General features: G+C 71.6%; 17 protein-coding genes. 8 read left to right on the top strand and 9 right to left on the bottom strand.

Annotation, left to right across the window (positions count from 1 at the left end; all coding sequences use genetic code 11):
• Window positions 1-51 precede the first annotated feature (51 nt).
• The 5 genes from argH to G5B56_RS17930 all read left to right on the top strand — a co-directional run bounded on the left by argH (window position 52) and on the right by G5B56_RS17930 (window position 4,958).
• Window positions 52-1,452, top strand: a complete 1,401-nt coding sequence (gene argH, locus G5B56_RS17950; RefSeq protein ID WP_164964113.1) for an argininosuccinate lyase — start codon at window positions 52-54, stop codon at window positions 1,450-1,452.
• A gap of 23 nt (window positions 1,453-1,475) precedes the next feature.
• Entirely contained in the window at window positions 1,476-2,774 is a 1,299-nt protein-coding gene (gene dinB, locus G5B56_RS17945; RefSeq protein WP_164964112.1) for a DNA polymerase IV, read from the top strand.
• A gap of 82 nt (window positions 2,775-2,856) precedes the next feature.
• Window positions 2,857-3,327, top strand: coding sequence for a hemerythrin domain-containing protein (locus G5B56_RS17940; RefSeq protein WP_009858711.1), 471 nt, complete (start codon window positions 2,857-2,859; stop codon window positions 3,325-3,327).
• 79 nt (window positions 3,328-3,406) lie between these two features.
• Window positions 3,407-4,558: an alpha-hydroxy acid oxidase gene (locus G5B56_RS17935; protein WP_164964111.1), complete on the top strand. Its 1,152-nt coding sequence runs from the start codon at window positions 3,407-3,409 to the stop codon at window positions 4,556-4,558.
• Between the two features lie 133 nt (window positions 4,559-4,691).
• Window positions 4,692-4,958: a hypothetical protein gene (locus G5B56_RS17930; protein WP_009858709.1), complete on the top strand. Its 267-nt coding sequence runs from the start codon at window positions 4,692-4,694 to the stop codon at window positions 4,956-4,958.
• 1 nt (window position 4,959) lies between these two features.
• Here G5B56_RS17930 and dcd read toward each other — a convergent pair whose 3' ends face one another.
• The gene (gene dcd / locus G5B56_RS17925; RefSeq protein WP_009858708.1) at window positions 4,960-5,529 is read right to left on the bottom strand and encodes a dCTP deaminase; all 570 of its coding nucleotides are present in this window, start codon (window positions 5,527-5,529) and stop codon (window positions 4,960-4,962) included.
• A gap of 142 nt (window positions 5,530-5,671) precedes the next feature.
• On the opposite strand from dcd, the gene G5B56_RS17920 reads away from it, so the two are divergent.
• Window positions 5,672-6,214 (top strand): DUF962 domain-containing protein, encoded by a 543-nt coding sequence (locus G5B56_RS17920; protein WP_164964110.1) that lies wholly within the window; start codon window positions 5,672-5,674, stop codon window positions 6,212-6,214.
• 7 nt (window positions 6,215-6,221) lie between these two features.
• On the opposite strand, the gene G5B56_RS17915 is transcribed toward G5B56_RS17920, so the two are convergent.
• Both G5B56_RS17915 and G5B56_RS17910 read right to left on the bottom strand, forming a co-directional pair.
• Entirely contained in the window at window positions 6,222-7,265 is a 1,044-nt protein-coding gene (locus tag G5B56_RS17915; protein WP_009858706.1) for a low specificity L-threonine aldolase, read from the bottom strand.
• The gene (locus tag G5B56_RS17910; protein ID WP_009858705.1) at window positions 7,256-7,819 is read right to left on the bottom strand and encodes a nitroreductase; all 564 of its coding nucleotides are present in this window, start codon (window positions 7,817-7,819) and stop codon (window positions 7,256-7,258) included. The genes G5B56_RS17915 and G5B56_RS17910 overlap by 10 nt, the downstream gene beginning before the upstream one ends.
• A 233-nt stretch (window positions 7,820-8,052) precedes the next feature.
• Here G5B56_RS17910 and G5B56_RS17905 point away from each other — a divergent pair, with 233 nt between their 5' ends.
• Together G5B56_RS17905 and G5B56_RS17900 are read left to right on the top strand one after the other, a co-directional pair.
• Window positions 8,053-9,603 (top strand): methyl-accepting chemotaxis protein, encoded by a 1,551-nt coding sequence (locus tag G5B56_RS17905; RefSeq protein ID WP_009858704.1) that lies wholly within the window; start codon window positions 8,053-8,055, stop codon window positions 9,601-9,603.
• Window positions 9,604-9,666: 63 nt separating this feature from the next.
• Complete coding sequence (locus tag G5B56_RS17900) at window positions 9,667-10,314, top strand: hypothetical protein (RefSeq protein WP_164964109.1); 648 nt, start codon at window positions 9,667-9,669, stop codon at window positions 10,312-10,314.
• Between the two features lie 5 nt (window positions 10,315-10,319).
• Here the strand turns inward: G5B56_RS17900 and G5B56_RS17895 are convergent, their stop codons facing one another.
• The 6 genes from G5B56_RS17895 to G5B56_RS17870 all read right to left on the bottom strand — a co-directional run bounded on the left by G5B56_RS17895 (window position 10,320) and on the right by G5B56_RS17870 (window position 18,116).
• Entirely contained in the window at window positions 10,320-10,541 is a 222-nt protein-coding gene (locus G5B56_RS17895) for a formate dehydrogenase subunit delta (RefSeq protein ID WP_164964108.1), read from the bottom strand.
• 17 nt (window positions 10,542-10,558) lie between these two features.
• The gene (gene fdhF / locus G5B56_RS17890) at window positions 10,559-13,423 is read right to left on the bottom strand and encodes a formate dehydrogenase subunit alpha (protein WP_164964107.1); all 2,865 of its coding nucleotides are present in this window, start codon (window positions 13,421-13,423) and stop codon (window positions 10,559-10,561) included.
• The gene (locus tag G5B56_RS17885; RefSeq protein WP_164964106.1) at window positions 13,420-14,892 is read right to left on the bottom strand and encodes an NADH-ubiquinone oxidoreductase-F iron-sulfur binding region domain-containing protein; all 1,473 of its coding nucleotides are present in this window, start codon (window positions 14,890-14,892) and stop codon (window positions 13,420-13,422) included. The genes fdhF and G5B56_RS17885 overlap by 4 nt, the downstream gene beginning before the upstream one ends.
• On the bottom strand, window positions 14,889-15,299 hold the full coding sequence (locus G5B56_RS17880) for an NAD(P)H-dependent oxidoreductase subunit E (protein ID WP_164964105.1): 411 nt from the start codon (window positions 15,297-15,299) through the stop codon (window positions 14,889-14,891). The genes G5B56_RS17885 and G5B56_RS17880 overlap by 4 nt, the downstream gene beginning before the upstream one ends.
• A gap of 182 nt (window positions 15,300-15,481) precedes the next feature.
• Complete coding sequence (locus G5B56_RS17875; protein WP_164964104.1) at window positions 15,482-16,441, bottom strand: LysR family transcriptional regulator; 960 nt, start codon at window positions 16,439-16,441, stop codon at window positions 15,482-15,484.
• 16 nt (window positions 16,442-16,457) lie between these two features.
• Window positions 16,458-18,116 (bottom strand): OFA family MFS transporter, encoded by a 1,659-nt coding sequence (locus tag G5B56_RS17870; protein WP_164964103.1) that lies wholly within the window; start codon window positions 18,114-18,116, stop codon window positions 16,458-16,460.
• Window positions 18,117-18,187: the final 71 nt, after the last annotated feature.

Below are 18,187 nucleotides of genomic sequence, written 5' to 3'. Positions count from 1 at the left end.
GCCGGATAATACGTAGTCCCGCCGCGCCCGCGGCAGCCAGCCTCCCCCCGCATGTCAGCGAATCCCCTCGACAACAAGTCCCAGGCCTGGTCGGCGCTGTTCAGCGAGCCGATGAGCGAGCTCGTCAAGCGCTACACCGCCAGCGTCGGCTTCGACCAGCGCCTGTGGCGCGCCGACATCCAGGGCAGCCTGGCGCACGCCGAGATGCTGGCCGCGCAGGGCATCATCGCCAGCGCCGACCTGGACGCCATCCGCCGCGGCATGGCGCAGATCGTCGAGGAGATCGAGGGCGGCCGCTTCGAGTGGAAGCTCGAACTGGAAGACGTGCACCTGAACATCGAGGCCCGGCTGACGCAGCTCGTCGGCGACGCTGGCAAGCGTCTGCACACCGGCCGCAGCCGCAACGACCAGGTCGCCACCGACGTGCGCCTGTGGCTGCGCGACGAGATCGACGGCCTGTCGGCGCTGTTCGTCGAGCTGCAGCGTGCGCTGGTCGAGCTGGCCGCCGGCCATGCCGACACCGTGATGCCGGGCTTCACCCACATGCAGGTCGCGCAGCCGGTCAGCTTCGCGCACCACCTGCTGGCCTACGTCGAGATGTTCGCGCGCGACGCCGAACGCCTGGCCGATGTGCGCAAGCGCACCAACCGCCTGCCGCTGGGCGCCGCCGCGCTGGCCGGCACCAGCTACCCGCTGGACCGCGAGCGTGTCGCGCGCACGCTGGGCTTCGACGGCGTCTGCCAGAACAGCCTGGACGCGGTCAGCGACCGCGACTTCGCGCTCGAGTTCTGCGCCTGCGCCTCGATCGCGATGGTGCACGTCTCGCGCCTGTCCGAGGAGCTGGTGCTGTGGATGAGCCAGAACTTCGGCTTCATCGACCTGGCCGACCGTTACTGCACCGGCTCGTCGATCATGCCGCAGAAGCGCAACCCCGACGTCGCCGAGCTGGCGCGGGGCAAGAGCGGGCGCGTCGTCGGCCACCTGATGGGCCTGATCACGCTGATGAAGGGCCAGCCGCTCACCTACAACAAGGACAACCAGGAAGACAAGGAGCCGCTGTTCGACACCGTCGACACGCTGCGCGACACCTTGCGCATCCTGGCCGAGATGGTCGGCGGCATCCGCGTCAAGCCCGAGGCGATGGAACGTGCCGCGCGCCGCGGCTACGCCACCGCCACCGACCTCGCCGACTACCTCGTCAAGAAGGGCCTGCCCTTCCGCGACGCGCACGAGGTCGTGGCCCACGCGGTGAAGGTCGCGCTGGGGCGCGGCGTCGACCTGTCGGAGCTGACGCTGGCCGAGCTGCAGGGCTTCAACGCCGCCGTCGGCGAGGACGTCTTCGAGGTGCTGACGCTGGCCGGCTCGCTGAACGCGCGCAACGTCGTCGGCGGCACCGCGCCGGCGCAGGTGCGGGCGCAGATCGAGCGCCACCGCGCCCGCCTGGGCGCCTGAACGGCGGCGGCGCCGCTGCGCCGATGAAGCCGCGCACGCGCTGGATCGCGCATCTCGACATGGACGCGTTCTACGCGTCGGTCGAGATGCTGCGCTACCCCGAGCTGCGCGGCCAGCCGGTCGTCGTCGGCGGCGGCCGGCGCCACCAGCCCGAGCTGCTGCCCGACGGCAGCCGCCGGTTCGCGACGCTGGCCGGCTACGCCGGGCGCGGCGTCGTCACCACCGCCACCTACGCGGCACGCGACTACGGCGTGCACTCCGGCATGGGGCTGATGAAGGCCGCGCAGCGCTGCCCGCAGGCGGTGCTGCTGCCCACCGACTTCGACGAGTACCGGCGCTACTCGCGGCGGTTCAAGGCCGCGGTCGCCGAGATCGCCCCGGTCATCGAGGACCGCGGCATCGACGAGATCTACATCGACCTGACCGAGGTGCCCGGGGCCCAGGACGCCGTCGGCCACGACCCGGCCGGAGGCGTGCGCGCGGTGGCGCAGGAGATCCGCAACAACGTGCGGCGCACGACCGGCCTCAGCTGCTCGATCGGCGTCACGCCGAACAAGCTGCTGGCCAAGATCGCCTCCGAGCTGGACAAGCCCGACGGCCTGAGCGTGGTCACCGCCGCCGAGCTGCCGACACGCATCTGGCCGCTTCCGGTGCGGCGCATCAACGGCATCGGCCCGAAGGCCGGCGCCAGGCTGGCGACGCTGGGCGTGGCGACGATCGGCGACCTGGCGACGCGCGAACGCGGCTGGCTGCAGGAACACTTCGGCCGCAGCTACGGCGCCTGGCTGCACGAGGCCGCGCACGGCCAGGACGACCGGCCGGTGGTGACGCACAGCGAACCGGTGTCGGTGAGCCGCGAGACGACCTTCGAACGCGACCTGCACGCGGTGCAGGACCGGGCCCGGCTGACCGCGGTCTTCACCGACCTCGCCGAACGTGTCGCCGCCGACCTGCAGCGCAAGGGTTACGCCGCACGCACCATCGGCATCAAGCTGCGCTACGACGACTTCCGCACCGTCACGCGCGACCTGACGCTGCCCGGGCCGGTGGTCGACGCCGCCGCCATCCGCCGCGCCGCCGGTCAATGCCTCAAGCGTGTGGACCTGTCGCGCCGGCTGCGGCTGCTGGGGGTGCGCGCTGCCACGCTGGTGCGCGCGGACAGCGCCGCCGCGGCGGCGTCCGGCCGTCGTGCAAGCGCCACGCCACGGCGCACCGCGGCCGAGGCCGAACCGGAGCTGCCCTTCCTGGCGGCGACGCCTGCACCAGACCCGCAGGCCGTGGTGAATACCCCGATCGACATCCTCCGAGGAAAGTCGGGATAGCGGCACGGCGATTGAGGCAGCGCAAAAATTCGATACAAACGCGCGCCTAGTCTGGGCCCGTCATCAAAGAAAGCGTCGCCACATGTCCACCCTCGCCTGGTCCGAATCACTGGCGCTGCAGCAGCCGCAGATGGACACGACGCACCATGAGTTCGTCGACCTGCTGGGCACGCTGGAATCCGCCCTCGACGCGGACGACGGCTCGCTCGACGCGGCGCTGGACGCAGTGGTCGAACACACCGAAGCCCACTTCGCCCAGGAAGAGCACTGGATGCTCGGCATGGGCTTCGCCCCGCAGAACTGCCACTCCTACCAGCACGCCCAGGTGCTGAAGGCCATGCACGAGGTGCAGGACCGGCTGCGCGACGATGGCGACGTCGCCCTCGTGCGCCAGCTCGCCGACGAACTGGTCGAGTGGTTCCCGGCGCATTCGCGCTCGATGGACGCCAACCTGGCGCAGTGCATGGTCTCGATGGGCTACCTGCCGGCCGACGCGCTGGACGCCCCGCCGCCGCCGCGGCCTGTCGCGGCCGCCGGCGCCTGCGCCGCCTGAGTCTGCGCCCGGCGCCCGCCGGGCCGCACACGCCGTCTCGGCGCGTGCGTCGTTAGCATCGGCCTCGAGGAGACCGCCGATGCCCGTCATCACCCACATCGAAGACCTGCGTGTGCTCGCGAAGAAACGCGTGCCGCGCATGTTCTACGACTACGCCGACTCCGGTTCCTGGACCGAGAGCACCTACCGCGCCAACGAACACGACTTCCAGGCGATCAAGCTGCGTCAGCGTGTCGCCGTCGACATGGAAGGCCGCAGCACCGCGTCGACGATGGTCGGCGTGCCGGTGGCGATGCCGGTGGCGATCGCGCCGACCGGCCTGACCGGCATGCAGCACGCCGACGGCGAGATCCTCGCCGCGCGCGCCGCCGAACGTTTCGGCATCCCGTTCACGCTGTCGACGATGAGCATCTGCTCGATCGAGGACGTCGCCGCGCACACGAAGGCGCCGTTCTGGTTCCAGCTCTACGTGATGCGCGACCGCGACTTCATCGAGCGCCTGATCGACCGCGCCAAGGCCGCCGGCTGCGGCGCGCTGGTGCTGACGCTGGACCTGCAGATCCTCGGCCAGCGCCACAAGGACCTGAAGAACGGCCTGTCGGCGCCACCCAAGCTGACGCTGCCCAACCTGCTGAACCTGGCGACCAAGCCGCGCTGGTGCCTGGGCATGCTGGGCACAAAGCGGCGCGGCTTCGGCAACATCGTCGGCCACGTGCGCGGCGTCGCCGACATGAGCAGCCTGGGCGCCTGGACGGCGCAGCAGTTCGACCCGCGGCTGAACTGGAACGACGTCGAGTGGATCAAGAAGCGCTGGGGCGGCAAGCTGATCCTGAAGGGCATCCAGGACGTCGAGGACGCGCGCCTGGCCGTCGAGACCGGCGCCGACGCGCTGATCGTCAGCAACCACGGCGGCCGCCAGCTCGACGGCGCCGAGTCCAGCATCCGCGCGCTGCCGGCGATCGCCGCCGAGCTCGGCTCGCGCATCGAGGTCCACATGGACGGCGGCATCCGCTCCGGCCAGGACGTGCTGAAGGCCGTCGCGCTGGGCGCACGCGGCACCTACATCGGCCGCGCCTTCCTCTACGGCCTGGGCGCGATGGGCGAGGCCGGCGTCACCAAGGCGCTGGAGATCATCCACAAGGAACTGGACCTGACGATGGCCTTCTGCGGCCGCAAGCGCATCGCCGACGTCGGCCCGGACATCCTGCTGCCGGGCACGGCACCGCGCTGAGCCAGGACGGCTGAAACCGGCCGATCGTTGCATTTGCAACGCCGTTCGGCCCTTCCCGGGCTGATCCGGCTCAGGGCGATCGGATAGACTGGGGTTTACCCTGAGTCAAGCCAACGACCACCCGGAGCCCCCGATGAACGTGAGCCAGATGTCCCGCATCAAGCGCTGGCAGCTCGAGCACCGCCGCGAAGCGCCGCTCGAGTACCACGCCTGGGACATGATGCTGACGCTGTGGGTGCTGGGCTGGATGGGTGTCGCGCCGGCGCTGCTGCTGCACTGGACCTGGATGGTCGCGCTGTGCGTGCCGGCGTTCTTCGCGCCGTCGATCTACGTGCGGCTGCGCGCTCGCCTGCACGACAGCGGCCGGCTGCGCTGCGACTGGCTGCCGGCGCTGGCCTGAATCAGGTCTTGGGCAGCGTCACGCCGACCTGCCCCTGGTACTTGCCGCCGCGGTCGCGGTAGCTGGTCTCGCAGACCTCGTCGCTCTCGAAGAACAGCACCTGGGCGCAGCCCTCGCCGGCGTAGATCTTGGCCGGCAGCGGCGTCGTGTTGCTGAACTCCAGCGTCACGTAGCCTTCCCACTCGGGCTCGAACGGCGTCACGTTGACGATGATGCCGCAGCGTGCGTAGGTGCTCTTGCCCAGGCAGATCGTCAGCACGTTGCGCGGGATGCGGAAGTACTCGACGGTGCGCGCCAGCGCGAAGCTGTTCGGCGGGATGATGCAGACGTCGGCCTCGATGTCGACGAAGCTCTTCTGGTCGAAGTTCTTCGGATCGACGACCGTGCTGTGCACGTTGGTGAAGACCTTGAACTCGGGCGCGCAGCGGATGTCGTAACCGTAGCTGCTGGTGCCGTAGCTGACGATGCGCTGGCCGTCGGCCGACTGCCGCACCTGGCCGGGCTCGAACGGCTCGATCATTCCGTGCTGCTCGGCCATGCGGCGGATCCACTTGTCGCTCTTGATGCTCACTTCAGTCCTCGGGTCGGCCCGGCCGCGTCGAAAACGCGCGATTGTGCGTGAAATGCCGCCACCGGCACGCGGGTCAACTCAAGCCGGGTGGCAGCTTTGCCGATCCGGGGGCTAACATGGCTCGCGAAGGAGACGCTGCCCGATGTCCAGCCCGTTCCGCCCCGCGATCGACCTGCTGGCCCAGTATGCCCGCTACCACCGCGACGAACGCAACATCGCGACGCACGTCGTCGGCGTGCCGCTGATCGTCTTCTCGATCGGCGTGCTGCTCGGCCGGCCGGGTTTCCAGATCGCCGGCTACGCGCTGTCACCGGCCTGGCTGCTGTTCGCGCCGGTGGCGCTGTGGTATCTGACCCGCGGCGAGTTCGTGCTCGGGCTGGCCGTCTCGGCGGCCATCGCCGCGCTGCTGATGCTGGCCCAGCCGCTGGCCGAGGCCGGCACGCTGGCCTGGCTGGGCCTGGGCGCCGGCGGCTTCTTCGTCGGCTGGACGATCCAGTTCCTCGGCCACTACTACGAAGGCCGCAAGCCGGCCTTTGCCGACGACCTGATCGGCCTGCTCGTCGGCCCGATGTTCGTCGTCATGGAACTGCTCGCGATGGCCGGCGGGTGCAAGGGCCTGGTCGCACGCATCGAGAGCCTCGTCGGGCCGACCATCGTGCGCGACCTCGCCCACCCCGCCACCTGAGCGCGGCTCAGCCGCCGAGCAGCTCCCGCAGCACCGCCGCCGCCCGTTCGACCTGGGCGGCCGTGACGTCCAGGTGCGTCACCGCCCGCAGCGTGCGCGGGCCGAAGGCGACGATCAGCACGCCCCGCTCGCGCGCCTGCGCGACCAGCGTCGCCGCATCGGGCATGCCCGGCGCCAGGCGGAAGACGACGATGTTCGTCTGCACCGTCGCCAGGTCCAGGTCGACACCCGGGCAGCCGGCCAGCGCCTCGCCCAGCCGCCGCGCGTGGTGGTGGTCCTCGGCCAGGCGCTCGCGGTGCCGATCCAGCGCGTGCAGCGCGGCGGCGGCGAAGATGCCGTTCTGGCGCATCGCGCCGCCGAGCATGCGGCGGTGACGGTCGGCAGCGGCGATCAGCGCCCGCGGCCCGGCCAGCAGCGAGCCGCCCGGCGCGCCCAGACCCTTCGAGAACGAGACGCCGACGAGGTCGAACGGCGCCGCCAGCTCGGCCTCGGGCCGGCCGCTGGCGACGGCGGCGTTCCACAGCCGGGCTCCGTCGAGGTAGGTCTTCAGGCCGCGCTCGCGGGCACGCGCGCAGACCCGCTCGACGACGGCCTGCGGCACGACGACGCCGCCGGCGCGGTTGTGCGTGTTCTCGATCTGCAGCAGCGTCGTCGGCGGGAACACCGGCAGGCCGCTGGGCTTGATCGCCGCGTCCAGGTCGTCGACGTCGAAGACGCCGCCCGAACCGACCTCGACGATCTGCACGCCGGCATTGGCCGCCGAACCGCCGGCCTCGTGCCAGGCGGCGTGGCATTCGCGCGCCGCGACGACCTCGTCGCCGGGCCGCGTCAGCACGCGCAGCGCAACCTGGTTGGCCATCGTGCCCGAGGGCAGCCAGATCGCCGCTTCCTGGCCCAGCAGTTCGGCGCAGCGGCGCTGCAGCGTGTTGGTCGTCGGGTCCTCGCCGTACTGGTCGTCGCCGACCTCCGCGGCGGCCATCGCGGCACGCATCGCCGCGGTCGGGCGGGTGACGGTGTCGGAGCGCAGGTCGACCGGCGCACTCACGGCCATGTCCCCCAGACCTGGCGCGGCTCGGCCTTGGCCGCGCGCGTGGACGGCGCACGCGCCGGCGTGCCCAGCGCGATCCAGCCGACCAGCGTCTCGCCGGGGCCGCAGAACGCGGCCTGCAGCCCGGCGTCGCGCACCTTGGCGCCCGACAGCATCTTGCCGCCAAAGCCCAGCGCATGCGCCGCGTTCAGGAAGTTGGTGATCGCGCCGCCGACGGCGATCCACTGCTCGTGCGCCGGCACCTGCGGGTGGCCGAGATCCAGACGCGCCAGCACGACGACGGTGACCGGCGGGCGTGCCGCACGTTCGGCATCCATCGCGACACCGGCCTCGTCCTTGCCGGCGCGCCGCGCCGCGGCGGCGAAGGCCTCGCCGAGGCGCTCGCGCGCCGCCCCGCGCACGACGGCGAAGCGGTAGGGCACGAGCTCGCCGTGGTCCGGCGCGTGCAGCGCGGCCTGGGTCATCCGGTCGAGCGCGGCGTCGTCGGGGCCGGGCTCCACGAGGTGCTTGGCGCCCAGCGAATGGCGGCTCAGCAGCAGTTGCAGCGGGGTGTTCATCGCCGCGAGCGTACGCGATCACGAGCCCCGAGGCGCCGGCGGCAGGCGCAGCAGAGCCCCCGCCGGTGTCGAGCCCGGGGCCGACCAAGAAGCGAACGGGAACACACGACCGAGGGTAAACCCTCGTGTCTTTGATCCGCCTCAGGGTTGATTTCATTGTTTTGCTCATTTCGGATACCCAGCAACCGATAGGCGGACAGACGCCTGCTGACAGGCGAAGGGAAGAACAAGAAATGAACTGGATCCGGAACTGGTCGATCGGGACCCGGCTCGCGGCGGGCTTCGTGCTGGTGGGGGTGCTGGCCGTCGCGATGGCGCTGTTCGCGCGCCACGAGCTGGAACGCGCCAACGAGGCGCTGAGCGGCATCGTCGACGCGCGCATGGTCACCGTTGACCACGTGAGCGTGCTGAAGAACAACGCGCTGCGCGGCGCCCAGGCCCTGCGCGACGCGATGCTGCAGAGCGACCCCGCCGCCGCACGCACCGAGCTCGAGCGGCTGGCCGGCATGGCCCAGCAGAACGCCAAGACGCTGGCGGCACTGGACGCCACGGTGGCGGGTGACGGCCGCACGCTGCTGACGGCGCTGAAAACCGCGCGCGAGCCTTACATCCGCACGCTCAACCAGGTCGGCGAGCTCGACAGCGCCGGCCGATCCGGCGAAGCGCGGGCGCTGATGCACGGTGAACTGGCGGCGCTGCAGGCGCGCTACTACGAAGCCCTGGATGCACTCGTCGCCCACGAACGCGACCAGATGATCGCCGCCGCCCAGGCGGTGCGCAGCCAGACCGCACGCGACGGCTGGGTGATGCTCGGGCTGGCGGCGCTGGGGGCGCTGCTCGGCGGCGCTGTCGCGCTGCTTGTCGGGCGCTCGATCGTGCGGCCGCTGCACGAGGCGGTGGCCTTCGCCGAAACGGTGGCCGCCGGCGACCTGAGCGGACGCATCGCCGTCACGCGCCACGACGAGGCCGGCCAGCTGCTGGCCGCGCTGCAGCGCATGAACGACAACCTCGCCGGGCTGGTGGGCCACGTGCGCGAAGGCTGCGAGAGCATCGCCGCCGGCTCCACCCAGATCGCCGGCGGCACCGCCGACCTCAGCCGGCGCACCGAATCGCAGGCCAGCAGCCTGCAGCAGACCGCCGCGTCGATGGAGCAGTTGGCCGGCACCGTGGCCCAGAACGCCGCCACCGCGCGCCAGGCGAACGAGGCCGCGGCCACCGCCGGCAGCACCGCCGGCCGCGGTGGCGAGGCCATCGAACGCGCCGTGCGCACGATGGAAGACGTGAGCACCAGCTCACGCCGCATCGCCGAGATCATCGGCGTCATCGACGGCATCGCCTTCCAGACCAACATCCTGGCGCTCAACGCCGCAGTCGAGGCGGCACGCGCCGGCGCGCAGGGCCGCGGCTTCGCGGTCGTCGCCAGCGAGGTGCGCAGCCTGGCCCAGCGCTGCACCACCGCGGCACGCGAGATCAAGAGCCTGATCGGCGCCAGCGTCGAGACCGTCGATTCGGGTGTGCGTCTGGTCGGCGATGCCGGCGCGGCGATGCACGAGGTCGTCGCCGAGGTCCAGAACGTCGCCCGGCTGATGGCCCAGATCAGCGCCGCCAGCGCCGAGCAGACCCAGGGCATCGGTCAGGTCAACGACGCCGTCGCCGACCTCGACCGCGCGACGCAGGAAAACTCGGCGCTGGTCGAGGAGAACGCCGCCGCCACCGACAGCCTGCGCCAGCAGGCCGCCAAGCTCGTCGACGTCGCCGGACGCTTCCGGCTGGCGGCCGGCTGACAGCCGGCAGGCCTGACCGGGCCGCCCCTAAAATGAGGGGTTTCACCGTCAGGTCACGAAACAATGTTTGAGGAATCGCCCCGCGGCGGCCGCTGGTCGGCCGTCTGGTGGCCGGCCGTCACTGCCGTCGCGGCGACCCTGTTCTGGCTGCTGCTGAGCCCCGAGACGCTGCGCTGGCTGATCGCCGAGAACGGGCCGATCGAAGGCACGAATGCAGCGCTGTATTTCGTCTGCAGCTTGATCTTCCTGCTGACGCGGCGCATCGAGCCCGCGACCCGCGTCGCGCTCGGGGTGCTGTTCGCGGCCTTCGGGGCGCGCGAGATGGACTGGCACAAGGCGCTCACCGGCAAGAGCGTGCTGAAGGTCAGCTACTACCTGGGTGACGCACCGTGGCAGCAACGTCTGCTCGCGTTCATCGCGGTGGCCTTGGTGGCGGCCGCGGTGCTGACGCTGCTGCTGCGCCAGGCCGGGCCGCTGCTGCACCACTGGCGCCGGCGCGACCCGGTGGCCAGCAGCGTCGTGATCTTTGCCGTGACGATGTTCATCACCAAGGTCATCGACCGCATGGAGAACCTGCTGGCCGAGGACTGGGGCATCGTGTTCGCCCCCGAAACGGGGCTGCTGATCGGCTCGCTGGAAGAGACGATCGAGCTGTCGCTGCCGCTGATCGCGCTGGTCGCCTGGGCCCAGTTCCGCGCGATGCGGCGCTGACGCGCTCAGGCGCGCACCGCGACCTGCTCCCAGGCTTCCAGCACCAGCGGGTGCAGCGCCGCCGTGTCGCCGCCGGCGATCAGCGCGCCGAGCTGCTCGCGCAGGCGCGGCTCCCAGAACTTGCGGATGTGGCCGGCGACGCCGTCCACCGCCTCGGCGTGCTCGGGCATCGCCGCGAAGAACGCAGCGATGCGGTTGGCCATCTGGACGATCTGTTCGCTGTTCATCGTCGTCTCCCCTGCCCTCATTTGGCCGCCGCGGCGGCGGTCTCGCGCTCGGCGTGGGCGCGCAGCTGGGCTTCGTTGAAGCTGCGGTAGCGGCGCTGCCACTCGCTGGGCTGCGTCACCTTGGTCACCTCGACGGCCGTCACCTTGTACTCGGGGCAGTTGGTCGCCCAGTCGGAGCTGTCGGTCGTGATGACGTTGGCGCCCGACTCGGGGAAGTGGAAGGTCGTGTAGACCACGCCCGGCGCGACCCGCTCGGTGACGCGTGCGCGCAGCACGGTCTCGCCGGCGCGGCTGGTGATGCCGACCCAGTCGCCGTCGACGACACCCCGAAGCTCGGCGTCGCTGGGGTGCAGTTCCAGCCGGTCCTCGCCGTGCCAGGCGGTGTTGGCGGTGCGCCGCGTCTGCGCGCCGACGTTGTACTGGCTGAGCACGCGCCCGGTGGTCAGGAGCAGCGGGAAGCGCCGGTTGGCGCGCTCGTCGCTCGGCTGGTAGGCGGTGATGACGAAACGCCCCTTGCCGCGCACGAAGCCGCCGACGTGCATCACCGAGGTGCCGCCTTCTTCGGTGCGTTCGTTGCACGGCCACTGCACGCTGCCCAGGCGCTCGATCTTCTCGTAGCTGACGCCGGCAAAACTCGGCGTCAGCGCCGCGATCTCCTGCATCACCGCCTCGGGGTGGGCGTAGTCCATCGGGTAGCCCAGCGCCTTGGCCAGGCGCACCGTCACCTCCCAGTCGGCCAGGCCCGCCAGCGGCGGCATCACGCGGCGCACGCGGCTGATGCGGCGTTCGGCGTTGGTGAAGGTGCCGTCCTTCTCGAGGAAGCTCGAACCCGGCAGGAAGACGTGGGCGTACTTGGCGGTCTCGTTGAGGAAGATGTCCTGCACCACCAGGCATTCCAGCGCCTCGAGCGCGGCGCCGACGTGCTGGGTGTTGGGGTCGGACTGCACGATGTCCTCGCCCTGCACGTACAGGCCCTTGAAGCTGCCGCCGAGCGCGGCGTCGAACATGTTCGGGATGCGCAGCCCCGGCTCCGGGTCCAGCGTCACGCCCCAGGCGGCGTCAAACTCGGCGCGCACCGTGCTGTCGCTGATGTGGCGGTAGCCCGGCAGCTCGTGCGGGAAGCTGCCCATGTCGCAGGAGCCCTGCACGTTGTTCTGGCCGCGCAGCGGGTTGACGCCGACCCCTTCGCGGCCGACGTTGCCGGTGGCCATCGCCAGGTTGGCGATCGCCATCACCGCGGTCGAGCCTTGCGCGTGTTCGGTGACGCCGAGGCCGTAATAGATCGCGGCGTTGAGCCCGCGCGTCGCGTACAGCCGCGCGGCGCTGCGCACAGCGGCTGCCGGCACGCCGCTGACGGCTTCCAGCGCCTCGGGCGAGTTCTCCGGCCGGGCGACGAAGTCGCGCCACTGGCCGAAGCTGCGCGCATCGCAGCGCTCGGCGACGAAGGCCTCGTCGACCAGGCCCTCGGTGACGATGACGTGGGCCAGCGCGTCGAGCACCGCGACGTTGGTGCCGGGTTTCAGCTGCAGGTGGTGTTCGGCCTTGACGTGCGGCGAGGCGACGAGGTCGATGCGCCGCGGGTCGACGACGATCAGCTTGGCGCCCTGGCGCAGCCGGCGCTTGAGCCGCGAGGCGAAGACCGGGTGCGCGTCGCTGGGGTTGGCGCCGATGACGAGCACGACGTCCGAATGCGCGACCGACTTGAAGGTCTGGGTGCCGGCCGAGGTGCCGAAGGTCTGGCCCAGGCCGTAGCCGGTGGGCGAGTGGCACACGCGCGCGCAGGTGTCGACGTTGTTGTTGCCGAAGGCCGCGCGCACCAGCTTCTGCACGAGGTAGGCCTCCTCGTTGGTGCAGCGCGACGAGGTGATGCCGCCGACCGCGCCGCGGCCGTGTTCGGTCTGCAGGCGGCGGAACTCACCGGCGGCGTAGGCGATGGCCTCGTCCCAGCCGACCTCGCGCCAGGGGTCGGTGATCTTCGCGCGGATCATCGGCTTGGTGACGCGGTCCTTGTGCGTCGCGTAGCCCCAGGCGAAGCGGCCCTTGACGCAGGCGTGGCCCTCGTTGGCGCGGCCGTCCTTCCACGGCGTCATGCGCACGACGCGGTTGCCCTGCATCTCGGCCTTGAAGCCGCAGCCGACGCCGCAGTAGGCGCAGGTCGTCACCACCGCGTGCTCGGGCAGGCCCATCTCGATGACGCTCTTTTCCTGCAGCGTCGCGGTCGGGCAGGCCTGCACGCAGGCACCGCAGCTGACGCATTCGCTTTCGAGGAAAGGCTCGTCCATGCCGGCGGCCACGCGCGAGGCGAACCCGCGGCCGGAGATCGTCAGCGCGAAGCTGCCCTGCACCTCCTCGCAGGCGCGCACGCAGCGGTTGCAGACGATGCACTTGCTCGGGTCGTAGGCGAAGTACGGGTTGGACTCGTCCTGGGCCGCCTTCAGGTGGTTGGCGCCGTCCCAGCCGTAGCGCACCTGGCGCAGGCCGACGACGCCGGCCTGGGTCTGCAGCTCGCAGTCGCCGTTGGCGGCGCAGGTCAGGCAGTCCAGCGGGTGGTCGCTGATGTAGAGCTCCATGACGCCGCGGCGCAGCTCGGCGAGCTTCGGCGTCTGGGTGCGCACGTTCATGCCGGCCTCGGCCGGCGTCGTGCACGAGGACGGGTAGCCGCGGCGGCCGTCGATCTCGCAGATGCACAGCCGGCACGAGCCGAAGGCTTCAAGCCCTTCGGTGGCGCACAGGCGCGGGATCTCGATGCCGGCCTCCGACGCGGCGCGCATCACCGACGTGCCCGCGGGCACGCTGACGGCGCGGCCGTCGATCGTCAGCGTGACGGTGGTGGCGCTGTCGCGCGCCGGGGTGCCGCGGTCGGGTGTCTCGATCGTGTTCATCGCCGGAAATCCTCCGGGTAGTGGTTCAGGGCCGACAGCACGGGCAGCGGCGTCATGCTGCCCATCGCGCACAGGCTGGCGTGTTTCATCGTGTCGCACAGGTCGCGCAGCAGCGATTCCTGGCGGTCGTCGCCGGCGAGCAGCTTGTCGATGACCTCGACGCCGCGCGTCGAGCCGATGCGGCAGGGCGTGCACTTGCCGCAGCTCTCCTGGGCGCAGAAGGCCATCGCGTAGCGCGCCAGGCGCGCCATGTCGGCCGTGTCGTCGTGCACGACGAGGCCGCCGTGGCCCAGCACCGCACCGACGACGGCATAAGCCTCGTAGTCCAGCGGCACGTCCCAGTGTTCCTCGGGCACGTAGCTGCCCAGCGGGCCGCCGACCTGCACCGCCTTGACCGGCCGGCCGCTGGCGGTGCCGCCGCCGAAGTCGAACAGCAGCTCGCGCAGCGTGACGCCGAAGGCGCGTTCGACGAGGCCGGGGAAACGCAGGTTGCCGGCGAGCTGGAAGGGCATCGTGCCGGTCGAGCGGCCGACGCCGAAGTCGCGGTAGCAGGCCGGGCCTTCGGCGAGGATGGTCGGCACCGCGGCCAGCGTCAGCAGGTTGTTGATGACCGTCGGTCGGCCGAAGAGCCCGGCGATCGCCGGCAGCGGCGGCTTGGCGCGCACGACGCCGCGCCGGCCTTCGAGGCTCTCCAGCATCGCCGTCTCTTCGCCGCAGACGTAGCTGCCGGCGCCCATGCGCACTTCCATGTCGAAGCCGTCCAGCCAGCCGGCAGCGCGTGCGACCTCGATCGCGCGGCCGAAGATCTCGACCGAACGCGGGTACTCCGAGCGCACGTAGACGTAGCCGCGCGAGGCGCCGACGGCGCGTGCCGCGATCGCCATGCCTTCGATCAGCAGGAAGGGGTCGCCTTCGAGCAGCATGCGGTCGGCGTAGGTGCCCGAGTCGCCTTCGTCGCCGTTGCAGACCACGTACTTCAGCTCGCCCGCCGCCTGGGCGACGGTGCGCCACTTGATGCCGGCCGGGAACGCCGCGCCGCCGCGGCCGCGCAGGCCGCTGTCGACGATGGCCTGGATGATCGCCTCGGGCGCCATCGCACGCGCGGCACGCAAGCCGGCGCCGCCGCCGTGGGCCTCGTAGTCGGCGATCGACAGCGGCCGCGTCAGCCCGGCGCGTGCGAAGGTCAGGCGCTGCTGGCGCTGCAGATAGGGCAGCGCGTCCATCCGGCCCAGCGCCTTCGGATGGTCGGGCGTGCCGGCGACGATGGCCGCGACGTCGGCCGGCGTGCAGGGGCCGTAGCCGATGCGGCCTTCGGCGCTGTCGACCTCGACCAGCGGCTCCAGCCAGAACAGCCCGCGCGAGCTGGTGCGCCAGACCTCGGAGCCGGCGGCTTCGGCGGCGCGCGCGACGGCGTCGGCACCGACGGCCAGCGCGCCGCTGTCTTCGGGGATGTAGAGGCGGCGCTTCAACCCAGCACCTCGTCGAGCTTCTCGGGCGTCAGCCGGCCCAGCGGCTCCTCGCCCAGCATCGCCGCCGGCGACGACGCGCACAGCCCGAGGCAGTAGACCGCCTCGACCTGGCAGCCGCCGTGCGCCTGGGCGTGCTCCCAGAGCCGGTCGGCGCCCATCGCCTGGCAGGACTCGGCGCGGCAGACCTGCAGCACCGGCGCCGTCGGCTTCTCGGTGCGGAAGTGGTGGTAGTAGCTGACGACGCCGTGGACCTCGGCGCGCGAGAGGTTCAGCGCCTGGGCGATCCGCGGCAGCGCTTCACGCGGGATGTAGCCGAGCGTGTGCTGGAGCTCGTGCAGGATCGGCAGCAGCGGGCCTTCCCGACCCTGGTGGCGCGCGATCGTGGAGGCAACAATGTCCTGGGTCATGCACCATGATCTGGCGCAAGCTGCCGCGTCGTCCAATGGGAAACACGAACCGCGCGATTCGCAGGTCGAATCGCCGGCGGGCGCGGGCCTCGGCTCACGAGGGAGAAGCGCGACACGCGCCGACCGCGTGCCGAACACGGCCTAGGGAATGTCCTGAGCCCGGCGACGCACGCCGGCGGCGTTCAGCCCACGACCCGGCGCAGCCGCGCAGCGGCTTCCAGCGTGCCGCTGTGGCCGCGCACGTGCTCCAGCCAGACGAGGTCACGCGCCAGCTCCAGCGCCGCGTCCAGCGCGCGCGAGCGGCGTGCGCCGACGGCCAGCATCAGCCCGATCGGCGTCAGCACCTCGGGCGCGACCAGCGGCCGCGCCTCGAGCTCGCGGTGCGCCGTCAGCGTGCTGACCAGCGCGCCGGGCAGCACCGCAGCGACACCGCCGGCCTGCACCGCGACGAGCAGCGCGAGCACCGAGTTGGTCTCGATCGCCGGCTGCGGCGTGCAGCCCAGCTCGCGGAACACGCCGTCGAGGATGGCGCGGTTGTGCATCTCCGGCGACAGCAGCGCCAGCGGCTGTGCCGCCGCCTCGGCCCAGGGCAACGCCGGGCCGAAGCTCAGCGCGTCGCCGGGCACCGCGGCGCGCTGCAGCAGGTAATAACGCTCGACGTACTGCGGCACCGTCTCCAGCCGCGACGGCGCACGTTCGACATAACCCAGGCCGAGGTCGATGGCCAGCGTCTCCAGGCCGAGCTCGATCTCCTGCGAGGCCAGCGAGCGGATCTGCGGCTGCACGCCCGGATGGCGCTCGACCAGGCGTGCGGCCAGCCGCGCGGCCACCGGCAGCGCCGTCGGCACGGCGCCGATCACCAGCCGCCCCTGCGCCCGGCCGGCGCCGGCGCGCAGGTCCTGCTGCAGCAGCTCCTGCTCGTGCAGCAGCCGGTGCGCGGTGGCGAGCACCCGTTCGCCCTCGGGCGTCAGGCCTTCGTACTGCCGGCCGCGGCGCACGATCGCGACCTCGAAGTGCTGTTCCAGCGTGCGCAGCGCGTTCGACAGCGCCGGCTGCGTGATGTGGCAGGCCGCCGCGGCACGGCCGAAGTGGCGGTGCTGCTCCAGCGCGACGAGGTAGCGGTAGGCGTCCAGCAGGTTCATCGAACGGCGCCCGCGCTCAGTGGAAGAAACGCGCGACGCTCAGCGCCGTACGGTACACGCCCCAGGCCAGCGGCAGACCCACGGCCGCCCAGACCAGCGCGACCAGCAGCGTGGAGCTGCGGTGGAAGCTCATCGTGCCGGCGCCGGTCTCGGCGGCCTGGGCACGGTCATGGGCCTGGCGGCGTTCGGCAGCCAGTTCGGCCTCGGACATGAAGTGTTTCGGGTTCACCGGCCGCACCAGCAGGTTGCAGACCAGGCCGACGAGCAGCATGCCGGCCAGGATGACCATCGTCTGGTTGTAGACCTGCTCGCGCGGCAGGCCCTGCGCCAGCTGCCAGTCGCGCATGTAGTTGACGACCACCGGCCCGAGGATGCCGGCGGTCGCCCAGGCGGTCAGCAGCCGGCCGTGGATGGCGCCGACCATCTGCGTGCCGAACAGGTCGGCGAGGTAGGCCGGCACGGTGGCGAAGCCGCCGCCGTACATGCTGAGGATGACGCAGAACGCGGCGACGAAGAGCAGCAGGCTGCCGGCGCCGGCGCTGTACGGCACGCTGAGGTAGAGCACCGCGCCGAGCACGAAGAACACGACGTAGGTCGCCTTGCGGCCGATGCGGTCCGAGAGGCTCGCCCAGAAGAAGCGCCCGCCGATGTTGAACAGCGACAGCAGCGCGGTGAAGCCGGCGGCGACGCCGGCGATCGCCGCCAGCTGCGCCGTGTCCAGATCGCCGAAGCGTGCGTCGACGCCGACCAGCCGGCCGCCGAACACCTCCTGCAGCATCGGGCTGGCCATGCCGATGACGCCGATGCCGGCCGAGACGTTCATGCACAGCACCATCCACACCAGCCAGAACTGCGGGATGCGCCAGACGCGGCGGGCATGCACGTGGCCGTGCGTGACCATCGCCGCCGTGCCCGGCTCGGCCTTCGGCGGCGGCTGCCAGCCGGCCGGCGCCCAGTCGGCCGCCGGGATGCGGTAGGCCAGCGCGCCGCCCATCATGAAGACGAAGTAGATCGTGGCCATGACGACGAAGGTCGCGGCGACGCCGACGTCGGTGGGCGTCGCGAAGGCCTTCATCAGCTCGGCGGCCAGCGGCGAGCCGATCATCGCGCCGCCGCCGAAGCCCATGATCGCCATGCCGGTGGCCATGCCGCGGCGGTCGGGGAACCACTTGATCAGCGTGCTGACCGGCGAGATGTAGCCCAGCCCCAGGCCGATGCCGCCGATGACGCCCGAGCCGAGCAGCATCAGCCAGAACTGGTGCCAGTGCACGCCGGCCGCCGACAGCAGCATGCCGCCGCACCAGCACAGCGCGCTGACGACACCGGCCTTGCGCGGGCCGACACGTTCCAGCCAGCCGCCCCACAGCGCCGCCGAGCTGCCCAGCAGCACGAAGAACAGCGTGTACATCCAGCCCAGCGTGCTGATCTTCCAGTCGCAGTGGCTGACGAACAGCTCCTGCCAGAAGCCGACCTCGGGCCCGCAGGCCAGCGGCTTCGTGATGCCGATCGCCTTGGACAGCGGCAGCCAGAAGACCGAGAAGCCGTAGGCCATGCCGATGCACAGGTGGATGGCCAGCGCCGCCGGCGGCACCAGCCAGCGGTTGAAGCCCGGGGGCGCGACGGTGCGCTGCTTGTCCAGCCAGCCGCGGCCGGCGTTCAGGGAGTCGGTCGACATCGGGGAACGGAGGAAGCAAGGCGCGCGCCTCGGGCCGCGCGGGACGGCCCGGCCTTCGACAGGCCGGGCGG

Source organism: Rubrivivax sp. JA1026, from assembly GCF_011065555.1.
GTDB classification, from domain to species: Bacteria; Pseudomonadota; Gammaproteobacteria; order Burkholderiales; family Burkholderiaceae_C; genus Rubrivivax; species Rubrivivax benzoatilyticus.
The sequence above is the reverse complement of the archived record's forward strand: the minus strand, read 5'-3'. Positions and strand labels throughout refer to the sequence as shown.